The organism is Candidatus Blochmannia sansabeanus (nom. nud.) (genome assembly GCF_059935345.1).
Genome location: NZ_CP011795.1, coordinates 739446 through 755934 on the forward strand (window position 1 = coordinate 739446; position 16489 = coordinate 755934).

At 26.3% G+C, this 16489-nt stretch carries 14 protein-coding genes and 1 pseudogene; 12 read left to right on the forward strand and 3 right to left on the reverse strand.

The window, feature by feature from the left end; translation table 11 throughout:
* Positions 1-2: 2 nt before the first annotated feature.
* Positions 3-452 (reverse strand): rhodanese-like domain-containing protein, encoded by a 450-nt coding sequence (locus tag Bsans602_RS03155; protein WP_500837058.1) that lies wholly within the window; start codon positions 450-452, stop codon positions 3-5.
* 455 nt (positions 453-907) lie between these two features.
* Between Bsans602_RS03155 and rfaD the strand changes: the two genes are divergently transcribed.
* The 5 genes from rfaD to coaD all read left to right on the forward strand — a co-directional run bounded on the left by rfaD (position 908) and on the right by coaD (position 7209).
* Complete coding sequence (gene rfaD, locus Bsans602_RS03160; protein WP_500837059.1) at positions 908-1870, forward strand: ADP-glyceromanno-heptose 6-epimerase; 963 nt, start codon at positions 908-910, stop codon at positions 1868-1870.
* Positions 1871-1897: 27 nt separating this feature from the next.
* Entirely contained in the window at positions 1898-2941 is a 1044-nt protein-coding gene (waaF, locus tag Bsans602_RS03165) for a lipopolysaccharide heptosyltransferase II (protein WP_500837060.1), read from the forward strand.
* A gap of 15 nt (positions 2942-2956) precedes the next feature.
* The gene (waaC, locus tag Bsans602_RS03170; protein WP_500837061.1) at positions 2957-3931 is read left to right on the forward strand and encodes a lipopolysaccharide heptosyltransferase I; all 975 of its coding nucleotides are present in this window, start codon (positions 2957-2959) and stop codon (positions 3929-3931) included.
* Positions 3932-4697: 766 nt separating this feature from the next.
* Entirely contained in the window at positions 4698-5981 is a 1284-nt protein-coding gene (waaA, locus tag Bsans602_RS03175) for a lipid IV(A) 3-deoxy-D-manno-octulosonic acid transferase (RefSeq protein WP_500837062.1), read from the forward strand.
* Between the two features lie 757 nt (positions 5982-6738).
* Entirely contained in the window at positions 6739-7209 is a 471-nt protein-coding gene (gene coaD / locus Bsans602_RS03180) for a pantetheine-phosphate adenylyltransferase (RefSeq protein ID WP_500837063.1), read from the forward strand.
* A gap of 239 nt (positions 7210-7448) precedes the next feature.
* Here the strand turns inward: coaD and rpmG are convergent, their stop codons facing one another.
* Both rpmG and rpmB read right to left on the reverse strand, forming a co-directional pair.
* On the reverse strand, positions 7449-7613 hold the full coding sequence (gene rpmG / locus Bsans602_RS03185; RefSeq protein WP_500837064.1) for a 50S ribosomal protein L33: 165 nt from the start codon (positions 7611-7613) through the stop codon (positions 7449-7451).
* 24 nt (positions 7614-7637) lie between these two features.
* Positions 7638-7862: a 50S ribosomal protein L28 gene (rpmB, locus tag Bsans602_RS03190; RefSeq protein ID WP_500837065.1), complete on the reverse strand. Its 225-nt coding sequence runs from the start codon at positions 7860-7862 to the stop codon at positions 7638-7640.
* Between the two features lie 479 nt (positions 7863-8341).
* Between rpmB and coaBC the strand changes: the two genes are divergently transcribed.
* From coaBC to glnA, 7 genes and pseudogenes are all read left to right on the forward strand, one after another.
* Positions 8342-9550, forward strand: coding sequence for a bifunctional phosphopantothenoylcysteine decarboxylase/phosphopantothenate--cysteine ligase CoaBC (gene coaBC / locus Bsans602_RS03195; RefSeq protein WP_500837066.1), 1209 nt, complete (start codon positions 8342-8344; stop codon positions 9548-9550).
* Positions 9534-9986, forward strand: coding sequence for a dUTP diphosphatase (dut, locus tag Bsans602_RS03200; RefSeq protein ID WP_500837405.1), 453 nt, complete (start codon positions 9534-9536; stop codon positions 9984-9986). Before coaBC ends, dut begins: the two co-directional genes overlap by 17 nt.
* 726 nt (positions 9987-10712) lie before the next feature.
* A complete protein-coding gene (locus tag Bsans602_RS03205; RefSeq protein ID WP_500837067.1) occupies positions 10713-11588 on the forward strand; it encodes a YicC/YloC family endoribonuclease in 876 nt (291 codons plus the stop codon).
* Between the two features lie 1011 nt (positions 11589-12599).
* Entirely contained in the window at positions 12600-13040 is a 441-nt protein-coding gene (locus Bsans602_RS03210; protein ID WP_500837068.1) for a MarR family winged helix-turn-helix transcriptional regulator, read from the forward strand.
* 310 nt (positions 13041-13350) lie between these two features.
* Positions 13351-13992: a guanylate kinase gene (gmk, locus tag Bsans602_RS03215; protein ID WP_500837069.1), complete on the forward strand. Its 642-nt coding sequence runs from the start codon at positions 13351-13353 to the stop codon at positions 13990-13992.
* A 93-nt stretch (positions 13993-14085) separates the two neighbouring features.
* Positions 14086-14265 (forward strand): annotated as a pseudogene (gene rpoZ, locus Bsans602_RS03220) (DNA-directed RNA polymerase subunit omega); the annotation flags it as partial.
* Between the two features lie 626 nt (positions 14266-14891).
* Positions 14892-16316 carry a type I glutamate--ammonia ligase gene (glnA, locus tag Bsans602_RS03225; RefSeq protein WP_500837070.1) on the forward strand — a complete coding sequence of 475 codons (1425 nt, stop codon included), beginning with the start codon at positions 14892-14894 and terminating at the stop codon, positions 16314-16316.
* Positions 16317-16489: the final 173 nt, after the last annotated feature.

Consider the following 16489-nt stretch of genomic DNA (forward strand, 5'->3'; position numbering starts at 1 on the left):
CATTATTTTAATATTTTGTTTGTCAATAATAAAGGAAAATTATCAGATTTCCAACCAACTATGCCGCCATGAAGTACATAAACTTCTTCAAATTGTAATTTATATAAATGTTGTTTAATTGAGTGAGCTAATGAATTGTTATCGTGTACTACAATTAATGGAGATTTTTTAAATCTTTTTAACTTACAAATATTATTATTTTTAATGTCTTTTATTGAAACATTAATGCTGTTTATTATGTGTCCTGAGCAATAATCATCTTGACTACGAATATCTATTACTACTGCTTTTTTTTTGTTTATTAATAAAATCGCTTGATCACATAATATTTCGGAAGATTTAAATAAACAACTACTAATTGTAGTATATAAAGTTGCAATTAATAAAAGTATCCATATGATACTTAACATTATATGTTGTTGTAAAAATATTGTTATTTCCTGAATATACATGGATTGTAGCCTTGTTTAAAAATAATATCATATTATTAAATATATTTATGATTGTGAAGAAGTATAATATAGTTGTTATTAAATCAATAGTACTATTGATAATAATAAAATTGTAAAAAAGTACGTTTTAGTTTTGATAATATTTATTATATAAATGAATCAAAATAATATTGAATCAATCATAATATATAGATATATTAAATTTAATTGCAGATATATATAATATATTTTGTATTTTAACAAAATATAACATATTCTATTATGAATATATTAATAAATGAGTATTATTTATGACACATGTTGGTTTGCAGTGTTATTAATCAAATCATAATTGATGGTTGTTTTATTGGTACTTGTTAGCTGAAATAACATAGAAAATAATATAACTGTATTAAAAAGAATTTAAGTTGCTGTGTTCAGTGTACCTAATGCGTGTGTAATTATGTGAGTAATATATGATTATAGTTACTGGAGGAGCAGGGTTTATAGGTTGCAATATTATTAAAGCATTAAATAATATTTCATACAAAAATATTTTGGTAGTAGATAATTTAAAGAATGGAATAAAATATAAAAATTTAACAAATGTATATATTTCGGACTACATAGATAAGAATTGTTTCATTAAAAATATCATTGACAGTTCTGCTGATTCTTATATTAAAAATATAGACGCAGTGTTTCATGAAGGAGCTTGCTCTTCTACTACTGAATGGGACGGTAAATATATGATGGAAAATAACTATCAATATTCTAAGGATCTATTATTGTATTGTATTAAAAGCAGTATTCCTTTTATATATGCTTCTTCTGCATCGGTATATGGAAAAGATAGTAGTGTACTTATTAACTCTCAGAAGTATGAAAGACCCATTAATATATACAGTTATTCTAAATTTTTGTTTGATCAGTACGTATATACTATATTACCAAAGGTTACATCTCAAATTTGTGGATTAAGATATTTTAATGTTTATGGGCCTTATGAAGAACATAAAGGTGACATGGCGAGTATAATCTTTCAATTATATAAACAAATCAAAAATAAAAAACGCCCAGCATTATTTGTTGGCAGTAAAGAGTTAAAACGAGATTTCATACATGTTGAAGATATTGCTAATATAAATCTTTGGGCTTGGAGTAATAATATGTCTGGAATTTTTGATTGCGGTATTGGTAAAGCTGTATCATTTGAGGTCGTTGCTAATACTATATTAAGTTTTTTTCATAAAAATATGCCTATTAAATATATTTCTATGCCAAATAAAATCCGTGATCATTATCAGTTTTTTACTCAAGCAAACATTTGTCAGTTGAGGAAAGCAGGATATAATAAGAAATTTATTGATCTTAATCAAGGTATACACCGGTATTTAAAATGGTTGTCATGTAACGATGTTGATCGCTATTATATGTAATAAATAAAATATAGTTGCTTGCTGCTTATGAAAATGTTAGTGGTTAGTCCTTCATGGATTGGTGATACAGTAATGTCGCATAGTATGTATCGTTTGCTTATTAATAGATATTGTTCTAATATACAGATTGATGTCATTACCTCAAAATGGTGTAAAGATCTTTTTCATTATATGCCTGAAGTTAATCGTACGTTATTTCTTCCTTATGGACATGGAGTATTAGAGCTTGCGCAATGCTTTCGTCTGGGAAAAATTTTAAAAAATGAAAAATATCAACAGGCAATAATATTACCTAATTCGTTTAAATCAGCCTTAATACCATTTTTTGCAGATGTTCCAGTTCGTACTGGATGGCGTGGGGAGATGAGATATGGTGTAATAAATGATTTAAGAATACTTAAATCTGCATCGTTCCCATTAATGGTACAACGTTATGCTGCTTTAGCATATGATAGCAATATTGTAAAAAATTTTTGTGATTTGCCTTATCCGTTACCATGGCCTCATTTCAATATAAATAAAAAAGAAATTGAAAATGTATTATGTAAATTTAATTTAAATAATCATAAGAATCTGTTGATTGGGTTATGCCCAAGTTCAGAATTTGGTTTATCTAAAAATTGGCCTTATTATCATTATGTAACATTAGCTATGCAATTAATTTATTGCGGATACCATGTAGTAATATTGGGATCATCTAAAGATCAATTAGTTGATAAATGTATTGAATATAGTATTCTTAAAAATTTGCAGCAGCATTATAATAATCTTATAGGAATTACATCTTTAAGTGAAGCTATCGCAATTATAGCGGCATGTAAAGGAATTGTTAGTAATGATTCTGGTTTAATGCACATAGCTTGTGCATTAAAATGTCCGGTAGTAGGATTGTACGGTCCTAGTAATCCTGATTTTACTCCTCCTTTATTTTGTCAATCCATTGTGCTTCGTTGTATAAAAGGATGTTATACTGAGCTAAAAGATAACACTTTACATGATGGTTATCATAGTAGTTTAATAAGTATTACTCCAGATCAAGTTTTAAAGGCATTAAAAAAGTTGTTAAATTAATCAATAAATATTTTAATGAAGGTTTTAATTATAAAAGTTTCTTCCATGGGAGATATTATACATACTTTACCTGCAATTACTGATGCATCAGTTTCTGTACCAAATATATCATTTAACTGGGTTGTAGAAGAAACTTTTTCTGAAGTTCTTAGGTGGCATCCGGCAATACATCAAATTATTCCTATAAATCTTAGATTTTGGATAAAAAATTGGAATGATACCTCTTCATGGAAGAAATATTATTCATGTATTCAAGAATTAAAGAAAAAAGAGTATGATGTAATTATTGATGCTCAGGGATTATTAAAAACATCGTTGTTAATAACGTATTTTTCATGTGGCGAAAAACATGGAATGGATTATATAAGTGCACGGGAACCCATGAGTGCTTTGTTTTACCACAAACGACATTATGTGGATAAAGCCCAACATGCTGTAGAACGTATTCGTCAACTTTTCTCGTTGATTTTAAAATATCCTGTACCATCTTGTGTGGGTAAATATAATATTAAGCATTTATTTCCACCTCAAAAAAATAACGTTCCTTATTTAATATTTTTTCATTCTACTACTAAAGTAAAAAAACATTGGCCGGAATTTAACTGGGATGTCATTGCCCGATGTGCAATTAATGCGGATTATTGTATTAAATTACCTTTTTGGACAAAAAGTGAAGAGTTACGTATTAATCGGTTAGTAAAGTTATCTTATAATCACATAATAGCCTTACCAAAATTAACATTACAAGAGATTGCTATGCAAATATCTGGAGCAACAGCGATAATATCTGTTGATACTGGACTTAGTCATTTAGCAGCAGCTTTGGGTTGTCCTAATTTAACATTATATGGACCAACTAATCCTAAATTAATTGGAACATATGGGCAAAATCAAATTATTTTATGTTCTTCAACTAAAAAAATGGAGCACTTGAGTCCTATGTATGTCTGGGAAATATTTCAAAAGGTTTTAACCTTGACATCTACTTAAGAATATTTTCACATTCATTTATTATAATTTCATAATAATTTTATTGTTTTGAGCATAGATTATTTTAAGTTTAAAAATATTACTATTAGTTATGTTTGTGCTATGTATGTATTTTGAATAATTTATAGTTATTTTATTGGAAAATAATCAATATTTAGAACACATACATTATATATGGTGTAATATTATTATTTTCAAATAATTAAAATGATATTAATATTTGGTACTAATTATTTATAATTAGCAAGTTTAGTATGTAAATTACAGATATTTATTTTTAATAAAAGTTATTAAAGTATGTTTAATATTTCAATGTTCCCGTTTTTGCATTTATAGAATAATAGTGATTATATAGAGTTATATTATTAATTCTAGAATATTGAGTATTTTGAGCATTGTTAATTTACGTATATTCAATTGTTTGATTTTATTTAAGTAAAATCAAAAATTTTTGATAAAAAACAAATATTAATTTTTTAGGTAAAAAATGATTATATTCATATATAAATATTTAATAAAATTAAAACTTGATTATTTTTATCAATCAGTACAAAAATATTAAAATAAAACAGATAAATATGATTTTTGCTATTGATACTTTATTAAATTTATATATGTATTTAATAATTTATTTTAATTTGTGTAGAATATGAATTGCTCAATTGTATTTTGCGGGATATTTCAATATTGATATATGCTTAAATTTCACATACACTCCTTAAAGTGGTAGTTATAAATATACTAACTAATTATTTTGAGATCTCGTATGTTTGTACTATATATTGGAATATATAGTATTATTATGTATATCGCTCAACCTATAATATGGATACGGTTATTGTGGCGTAGTAGGAAATCACCATCATATCGTAAACGTTGGTTAGAGCGTTATGGATTCTATCGTAAAGCTGTTAAATCTGATGGCATTATTTTACATGCTGTATCTCTTGGAGAAACATTAGCAGCGATTCCTCTAGTACGTGCTTTACAGAAACGTTATCCAAACATAACTATTACATTAACTGCGATGACTCCAACAGGAATAGAATTAGCGCAGTCTAGATTTCACGGTAATGCACATTGTAGTTATTTGCCATATGATTTACCTGGTTCTATGAAACGATTTATTGATCAAGTTAGACCCAGGTTAGTTATTGCTATGGAAACTGAATTATGGCCTAATCTAATTAATATATTATATCAACGCAATATTCCTTTTGTTATTGTTAATGCTCGTCTTTCATTTCGTTCTTTTATTGGGTATAAGAGGTTTAGCTATTTTATTTCATTAATTATGGAACGTATTACTTTTATCGCTGCCCAAAATAAAGGAGATGCTGTTCGATTTCTTAAGTTAGGATTAAAAAAAAATCAGTTACTTGTTATGGGTAATTTAAAATTTGATATTGAGATGCCTCAGGATTTGCTAAGCAAAATTTCATTTTTAAAAAAAACTTGGATTAAAGAACGGCAAGTATGGATCGCTAGTAGCACTCATGAAGGGGAGGAAATATTATTACTACAAGCACATAAACATCTGTTAACAATATTTCCTAACTTACTGATGATTTTGGCTCCGCGCCATCCAGAACGTTTCATTAATGTTAGAAGTATTACTGAACAAGCTGGATTTTCTTATATTATGAGAAGTAGCGGGGTTACCCCATCTCAGGAAACACAAGTAATTATTAATGATACTATAGGAGAGTTAATGTTGCTGTATGGTATTTCAGATATAGCTTTTATTGGAGGTAGTTTAGTTAAACACGGAGGACATAATCCATTAGAGCCGGCAGCACACTCTATTCCGTTGATTATGGGCCCATATACTTTCAATTTTCATGATATTTGTATTAAATTATGCGAATCAGATGGATTAATTATTGTAACTGGTATTGAATCTTTAATAGGTACTATTACTATGTTACTTACAAATAAACAGTGTCGTCTAAATTATGGTTATAGAGCTATTACAGTTCTAAAACATAATCGAGGAGCACTGCAACAATTATTGTATTTATTAGATAATTATTTATTAATTAGAAGATAATTTTTAACCGTACAAAGTTATTAATTGTTGACTGAATTACGTAGAATTTAAGCGTTATCATTGTTTTATAATTATTGAAAATATAGCAATACTTATGCAGAATATCAAAAATTGAAATTGTTTCTATACAATATGATTAAATATAGAACGGAATTTAGAAAACACAGGTAATTAGAATATCTAAGTATATAATTTGATGTGTTTATACTAATGATCTATTGATAATGAGTATACACACATAATTTCGTATATTGCATATAAACGGAAGGGTATTGTTATAATTTTTATAAATTCGTGTATAATTCTCATATAGATATCTGCATATAAGTTAAAGTTGTTTATATCGGAATTTATAATTATATGAACTTGTGTAATTATAAATAATTATATATTAAAGTTTTAATAATATTTTGAAATATGGATATGGTTTTATATTATAGTTATACCTTATTAAGGTTTGGGATAAGAATTATGATTTTTATCTTAGATAAATATTTGTTAAACTGTAATAAAAGTAATTTAACCATGTTGAAAATATAAGAATTAAAGTTATTTATTGGTTAATACATCTTTAATAAGTATGATTTGATCTTGTGAATATACTTGTGTTTTAACTAAATATTTAAATTGTAAACATAGACTATATTTATATTATAAATAAAAATTTTTAGTCTGTTTGTATAAACAAATGTGTTCTGTAATATTTGTTTGAATAACCAAAAAGTATAATTTTTAATATATAATGATAATTCATGCAATGTATCCGGGAACTTTTGATCCATTAACTTATGGGCATTTAGATATAATTATTAGAGCCCATAAAATTTTTGATAAAGTATTTTTAGCAGTTGCTGAAAATCCACAAAAGAATCCCATGTTTAGTCTTAAGGAGCGTGTGGCATTTGCAGAACAGGCGACTGCAGAATTATCTAATGTAACAGTATTTGGATTTAATGATTTGACGATAAATATTATGAAAAAAAAACAAGTAAACATTTTAATTCGTGCTTTAAGAGCTAGATCAGATTTTGAATATGAAGTACAACTTGCAAAAATTAATAATTATTTTGAAAAAGAAATAGAAACGATATTTATGACATCTACAGGCATTTGGATGTATCTCTCTTCTAAATTAGTTAAAGAAATAGCTCAATATGGGGGGAACATAGATCAATTTGTACCTAAGTTTATTGCAGAAAAAATTATGGAACAACTAAGCAACACTTAAAAATACGCAAATATTTTATGATGGTTAAAAATATTTCATTGTTGTTTACATATCTATTATATTAATAATGTAGTAAGTGGTCCCTTCTTCTTAATTAAAAAGAGAATAAGATTATAAAGTTAAATACGTGGCCGATTACTGTTGGTACTTATTCACACAGTAGATTAATCTGAAGTGAGTCTCTTGAGAATAAAGTCTTAATTGGATATCTCTAATAGCTTTCTCTTCGATTTATTTAATTATTTTCCCCTCTCTGTATATATTACATGTTTTCGTATAAAAGGATCAAACTTTTTTAATTTTATTTTTTCAGGGTTAGTACGTTTGTTTTTAGTAGTGCTATAATAATGTCCATTATTAGAAGAAGAAAATAAACGAATCGTTTCCCGTACTTCTTTAGCCATTGCATGATTCCTTTTTAATATTGTTTATTTTTGTAATAAATTAGATAAAAAGTATTCAATTCCTAATTTGTCAATTAATCGCATACCTTTTGTAGATATCCGTAATCTAAAGTATCGCTGTTTACTTTCAATCCAAAAACGATGAGAATGAATATTAGGTATAAACCAACGTTTAGTCGCATTCATTGCGTGAGAACGTTTATTCCCATTCATAGGGCGCTTTCCAGTAATTTGGCATATTCGTGTCACAATCACTCTCCTAATTGTTAGGATTAAATAGTTATTTGAAACAATGATAATGAGAAAATTATTTTATTTATGTTTTCTTATAAATTTGTGAGTATTTTGTTTACTCAGTCTTTAGTTAAAGATTTAATATAATGTATGAATACTATATTATGATTATTTATTCGTATTCTTCGTTTTTTATTTTTAAATATAATTAATGAATAATATTTAAAAGTCATATAACTACATGCAAATACAATAGATTTAAAATAATAATATTTGTTTTATATTATTTATATATTCATATTAATAAACACTCACATTTTCACAAAGCTATCAAAACACATTGTATAGTAATTTCCACGTTATATGCAAGATTATTATTTTAGTGGAATGATCAATGAATAAAAATTTATTAATTTTATCTATATTAATAAAAATCATTAATTTTATGATATAACACATAAAATGAATAATTATTAACATTATGTGAATATAATATGACGGGATTAATTGATAAACGTATCATATTAGGAGTAAGTGGCGGTATTGCTGCATATAAAACTATAGACCTAGTACGGTGTCTAAAAGAAAAAGGTTCGGAAGTTAGAGTGATTATGACAAAATCTGCAAAAAAATTCGTTACTCCTTTAAGTTTACAAACAATGTCCTGTCATCCAGTTTTAGACAACTTTTTTTCTCATCAAATAGAGATGACAATGCCTCATATAAAATTAGCTAAATGGGCTGATTTGGTTTTGCTGGCTCCAGCTACAGCCAATTTGTTAGCTAGATTAGCTGTAGGATTATCTAATGATTTATTATGTAGTTTGTGTTTAGCTACAATAGCTCCTATTGCTGTTGCACCATCTATGAATCAACAAATGTATCAAGCTATTGTAACTCAAGCTAATTTAGATGTTCTGCGAAAAAGAGGAGTGTTAGTCTGGGGTCCAGATTATGGATATCAAGCTTGTAATGATGTTGGTTATGGACGCATGACGGATCCAAAAATCTTAACTGAGCATGTGGAACATTATTTTTCTCATGACAGTTCTTTAAGTCATCTTAATATTATGATTACTGCTGGTCCTACTCATGAAGCTTTAGATCCTATTCGGTTTTTTACTAATTATAGTTCAGGAAAAATGGGATTTGCTATTGCACAAGCTGCCGCAGATAAAGGAGCAAAAGTTACATTAATTTCAGGGCCAGTACATTTACATACTCCTACTCGAGTGAAACGTATTAATGTTATTTCTGCATTAGATATGAAAGAGGCAGTGATGCAAAACATTGAAAACCAGCATATTTTCATTGGTTGTGCAGCGGTATCAGATTATCGTATTTATCACTCTTCACCTGATAAAATTAAAAAGGATAAAAATACTTTAAAAATAACTATGATTAAAAATCCTGATATTGTATCAGAAGTAGGATCATTAATTGATGGTCGTCCTTACGTTGTCGGATTTGCTGCCGAAACTAAAAATATAGAAAAATATGCTCAAGATAAACGTGTTAGTAAACATTTAGATTTAATTTGTGCTAATAATATTTCTTACGTGAATCAAGGATTCAATAGTGATAATAATGCTCTATATCTGTTTTGGAATAAAGGTAGTATTATATTGCCTTTAAGAAGAAAAAATTTGTTGGCACAACAGCTTATTAATGAAATTATCAAGCGTTATAATGAAAACAATTAATATTAAAATTATTGACAATCGTGTGCGTGACCATTGTTGGTTTCCGAGTTATGTTACACCAGGATCTGCTGGATTAGATTTACCAGCTTGTCTAGATAAACCTTTGACTATTTATCCTGGGGAAACTCATTTAGTTTATACTGGTGTTGCAATACATATTTCTGACACAAGGATAGCAGGCATTATTTTGCCTCGTTCAGGATTAGGACATAAATATGGTATTGTTTTAGGGAATTTAGTGGGACTTATAGATTCAGATTATCAAGGAGAATTAATAGTATCTTTATGGAATCGTGGGTCAAGAAAATATGTCGTATATCCTGGAAAAAAAGTAGCACAGCTGGTTTTTATGCCAATAATGCAAGTTAAGTTTTCTGTAGTTAAATCTTTTACTCCTACCGATCGTGGATCTAATGGTTTTGGACATTCAAGGTAGAATATTATTAATGAGTATAATGAGAATTATTATTGTATTTATTAAGGTGGTAATATAAATATTTCAAATAATGGTATAAATAAAATATATTATTAGGTTGTTGAAATAATATATTGAAATACGATTCCATATTTAATGAGTTATTATATTTATATAATATATATAAATATTATGATTGGTATCTATATAGTGATGATTTTTGTTATTAATAACAATATATCTGTATCGATTTTATACCTATATTAGGATAAGAAAATTATTTATTATATGTATATGTATATGTACGTTACGTATATATATAATGATACTAAATAAGTTTGATGACATTAAAGTTTTCTCTATATATTAGTGTTTATTGATTGATTTTATTATCATTACTTAAATTAAATACAATAAAAATAATATTTTTATTGTATTTAATTCATAATAGATGGTATGTATATGTACATAACATATTTTAAAAGTTTGGAATATTATATTTGGAACAAATAAAAGTTTTGTAAATTATTATTTGTCATTGTATTAGTATATTGTAATTATTAAATTAAATAATATTAAGTTTTATAAAAACTAAATTAATCTTAAAAAATTTTAATAAATTATATTTATATATTAAGTGCATAACTAACGTTGTTGTTATAGAATGAATGATAGAATAATACAGTATTTTACTTTTGAAATTTTAGAATTTATTTTTATTATATTTAATAAAACTTAGGTATTGTTATGGTTTATAGTATGACTGCTTTTTCAAGGCATGAGATGCAGTATACATGGGGTAGTGTTACTTGGGAAATTTGTTCTTTAAATCAACGTTATTTAGATATTCAAATTGATGTGCCTAAATATCTTTATGATTTATCATGGATCATTCGTAAACAAATTAAAGATGTTCTTATTAGAGGAAAAATAGAATGTTTTTTACGAATTAAGATGAATAATAATTGTAATAGTGATAATTTAAATACGCTTATTATCAACAAACAGTTAGTTCATGATCTTGTTTCATATGTAAAATGGGTACAAACACTAATTAATGAAGGTGATATTAATTTAATAGATATTTTATCTTGGCCAGGAGTAATAACGTGTAAACAAAATAATATGAATAATATTGGTACTGAGTTATTAGCATGTTTTAAAGAGACACTACATAATTTAGTCTACAATAGAGAACAAGAAGGTATTTTTTTAAAAAATAAAATTATTGAACGTTTACGTTTGATGTACAAAGAAGTAAATGAAATACGTCAATATATTCCTAAAGTATTGGAGTGGAAACGCAAGAAACTTTTGGAGCAAATGAAGGAAGTTTGCGTTTATACTGATCCAATACGATTGGAGCAGGAATTATTGATAGTGGCTCAAAAAATTGATATTTCAGAAGAAGTAGATCGTTTGACGGGGCATATTAAAGAAATGTATCGCGTTCTCGATCAAAAAGGATCTATCGGCAGACGGTTAGATTTTATAATACAAGAAATGCATAGAGAAGCGAATACATTAACTGCAAAATCTATAAACTCTTATATTACTCAATCAGCAATTTCTTTAAAAATATTTATTGAACAAGCGCGAGAACAAACTCAAAATATTGAATAAAATATAGCAATTAAGTAAGTAATTTTTTATTTACTTACATCAGATTATTTGGTTGTGTTTATAATTATTATTAATAGTTAATTTAGATAATTTTTAAAATTAAACAAAATATTTTAATTAATTATGTTAAAACTAGAGATTTTAATATTGAAATTATGTACATTCTATTTATGCAAAAATTGATTATTTATCATCTTTAGTTATATCATTATTATAGCTATATTGTTGGTTTAATAATTTTTCTCTAATAAGAACGTAATATATTTAACATTATTTATATATGTACTGATATTATATATAGTTCCTATATAGGATAAATTATATTTAATAAAAATTTATTTTTTATTAAAGTAACATATATATTTATTAATTAAATATTTTACTTTAAAATAAATGATATTTATCACATAAATATCATTTATTTTTGTGAATTTATTTATACTTAATTATACAATAATACATTGTATAAAAATATTATTTATTATTAAATATAAATTTAAATAATATTCTTATAAAAAAAATAAAATATAATTTTATTTTTTTTATAAGAATATTATTTATTGACTGTTTTTCATATTTATTTAATTGAAGATATATAATTTTAAATTAAAAATACATCATAAAAAATAAAAAATATTTTTTTATAAATCTATCAAAAATTTTCTTTTTCCTACAGTAATATTTCAAATTTAAAAAAACTCCGATAAAATAAAAACAGTAAACAATATAAAAATTAAATACCAGAATATATGTGTTTTAGAGCAATAATATTTGGTGATTTTGATATAACCAAAAATATTAATTTAGTAGGATCACAATAATTTAGGAGGCACGAACTGAAAGAGTTGATTAAACAAGTATTGTTAATTGTTAGGTCTGAATAATTATCTGAAAATTATTATTTTACTAAACAATACTTCAGATGATTTATTTTTAATTTAACCTGCCATGATTAACATTGTCAAACACAGTTCTATTATCGTCATTGATTTAATATAGAGACATATAATTATGAATAGATTAACAGATATTTCAAATATGGTAGAATCTTTATCCCGTATTTATCATCGTTTACGCAAAGAAATAAACGGTCAATTAGTTAATGAAGGACTTTCGATGTCTAAAATGAAGATATTACATCTTATTACCACAGGTAAAACTAGTGCAACAGATATCAAAAATTATATGGGATTTTCTTCGAGAACCGTGGTGACAGTACTTGACGCATTAGAAAAAGATGAAATGTTACACCGACAACAAAGCTTGACAGATCGTAGAGTCAAGTATGTTCATATTACAGAAAAAGGGCGCAATAAATTACGTATAGCTAAAGATGCACATAACATTATCTTAGATCGTATGTTTTCTCCTTTGTCTGATATACAACTTAGAAATTTTAGAGAAGTATGTAATTTACTTGAAATACGACAGAAAAATAATATATTAAATTAATACGGTGTATTGCTATCTTACAATACATGATGAAGGACATATAGTACATAAATAAGATCCTCGGTGAGGCTTAGTAGTTAATTAGATAATTTGATAGTAATTATATATATATTCATATACTAAATTTATAAAATGTGTCTTACCGAGGATCTTCCATGAAAAACTATTAAAACTAAGTATTCATGTAGATATTAATTTTCAGTATTAACTAGAATTAATTGTAGGTTGTATACCATAATTTAATTACATATGAATGAAAATATATTTTGTAAATTTACTTTGTTTATATAATCGAGAATTGTATATTTTTATGATGAAGAGTTTAGGAGCGTTATGTATCATCTCCGCCCCAAGTGGTACGGGAAAATCTACGTTAATTCAAACTTTAATGAAATGTAATTGTTTCATTGATAAAATTAAATTATCTATTTCTTATACTACACGTATTAAGAGGTCTGGGGAAATTCATGGAAAGGATTATTATTTTATTTCACAAAAAAAATTTAAATATATGATTAATAAAAATAAATTTCTTGAATATGCAAAAGTTTTTGATCACTATTATGGTACCCTAAAAAATGATATTAGAACTATGTTAAATACTGGTATACATGTTGTGCTTAATATTGATTGGAAAGGAGCGCAACAAATTAGAAGTAAAATATCAAATAATATTTATACTATTTTTATTTTACCTCCATCAAAAGAAGAATTGTCGCGTAGATTGCATTTTAGAGGACAAGATGAAAAAAAGATGATTGCTGAACGTATGAAACATGCAATAGATGAAATTAGTCATTTTAAAGAATATGATTATGTCGTGATAAATGACGATTTTAATATTGCGTTAACACATTTACAATCGATTATATTATCTGAACAATTGCGTATGGCATATCAAAAAATACGTTATAAAAGATTAATAAATAACTTGTTGTTACCAGATATGTAGTAATAATGTAAGATTTACATGATAATGCTGTAATGTGGTAACAATTTACAAATTAACAAGAATACAATTTTACATGATACATGGTAAACCAAAATGGCACGTATTACTGTACAGGATGCTGTAGAAAGAGTTGGTAATAGATTTGATTTAGTATTAGTTGCTGCACGGCGTGCACGGCAAATGCAAATTGGTGGGAAAGAAACGTTAATTAAAAAAAATAATAATGATAAATATACTGTGCTTGCTCTTAGGGAAATAGAAGAAGATTTGATTGTTAAGTAAATTTTAATATTTGCATATAATAAAAATTAAAATTATTTGGGTTGAAAGGTTATCTTTACACATTGGAGTTCATTTATATAGTGAATATGAAAAATCATTTAGATAGAATTATTTATTTGTTTTATCACGTAGATTTTAATGTTGAAACAATATGTTGTAGGGTTTATGTTTTTAGACACACAACGTAATCATTGCTAGTGATCATGTTGTGTTAATATAAAAATTAATTTTTTAATTTATAAAAAACCTATATGCTAGTTGTTGTACTTTATGATTCGTATTCGTTATAGAAGTAAAATACTGTATTAGCTTATAAATAATTAAAATTAATTATGTATATGAATGTTTGTTTTATTGAATTATGGTATCATGAAATTATAATGGATGGTGTTGTAACTTCAGATTAAACATCTTAAATTTAAGTAAATGTTGATAATATTTACTAAATATATTAAATAATAATAGTATCAATGATCATTCCAATATGGATATATTCAAATCCAATAAATTTTTAGAAAGATATTCATAGAAATAACTTTTATAGGTAATTATTTTTATATAAATGTTTATTTATGGCCTTTGCCATCATGGTATCTATAATAGCTGAGAGAATAAATATGACAGATATCGAAAAAATTTTTTCTATTCTTAACGAAAATCAAATAAAATTTGTTGATCTGCGTTTTACTGATACAAAAGGGAAAGAACAACATATTACAATTCCTAAAATACAAGTTGATGATCATTTATTTAAAAATGGTAAGATTTTTGACGGATCTTCTATTAAAGGTTGGAAAAATATTAATGAATCAGATATGATTTTGATGCCTGATCCTACTAGCTGTGTAATAGATCCATTTTATGAAAATGCTACGATAATTATTCGTTGTGACGTATTTGACCCTAGTACTATGAAAAATTATGGTAGAGATCCACGGTCTATAGCTAAACGGGCGGAAATGTTTTTATATAACTCTGGTATCGCTGATGTTGTAATGTTTGGGCCTGAACCAGAATTTTTTTTGTTTGATGATGTTCGGTTTGAAATAACAACATCAGGATCTTATGTAATCGTTGATGATCAAGAATCGGCATGGAATAGCGGTAAAATATATAAAGATGGAAATAAAGGTCATCGCCCCAAAGTAAAGAGTGGATACGCTCCAGTACCTCCCATAGATTCATCACAAAATTTGCGTTCTACTATGTCTTTAATAATGGAAAAAATGGGGTTAATTATAGAGGCTCATCATCATGAGGTCGCAACATCTGGGCAAAATGAAATAGCAACTCGATTTAATACGCTTACTAAAAAAGCTGATGAAATACAAATATACAAATATGTAGTACATAATGTTGCTCATAGTTCTGGGAAAACTGCAACGTTTATGCCAAAACCTATTATCAATGATAATGGGTCAGGTATGCATTGTCATATTTCTCTACATAGAAAAGATACTAACTTATTTTCAGGTGATCAGTATGGCCATCTTTCTGATATAGCTTTGTTTTATATTGGAGGGATTTTGCGTCATGCTAAAGCACTAAATGCTATCACTAATCCAACTACTAATTCATATAAACGTTTGGTTCCAAATTATGAAGCTCCAGTAATGTTGACTTATTCTGCTGGCAATCGTTCTAGTGCTATCCGGATTCCATCAGTCATGAATAAGTCAAAAAATAATGCATCATGTCGTATTGAAGTTCGGTTTCCTGATCCGGCTGCTAATCCTTATTTAGCTTTTTCTGCATTGCTTATGGCTGGACTAGACGGAATTATTAATCAAATTCATCCCGGAGAACCTATCGATAAAAATTTATATACTATTTCCAAAAAGGAAGCTTTATCTATACCCCGTATGTGTAAATCTTTTGATGAGGCATTACACTCTTTGGCAGAGGATCATACATTTTTAACACGAGACAATGTTTTTAGTGAAGATTGTATTAATACCTATATTTTATTATGCCAAGAAGAAAGTAGATTGGTGCATGTTACTCCTAATCCTGTGGAGTTTGATTTATATTATAGTGTCTAAAAATTTCTATAATGTATAATAATAGGACAATTATCATATAATATGGTTAACTGTAACAGGATAATTATGCAAGAATTATGTTGATAAATTAAATAGTTTTTAGTACTTTATATATTTAATTGCTTTAATATATACAATTAAGTAATTAATTTTAATTTTCTGTGATTGTACAT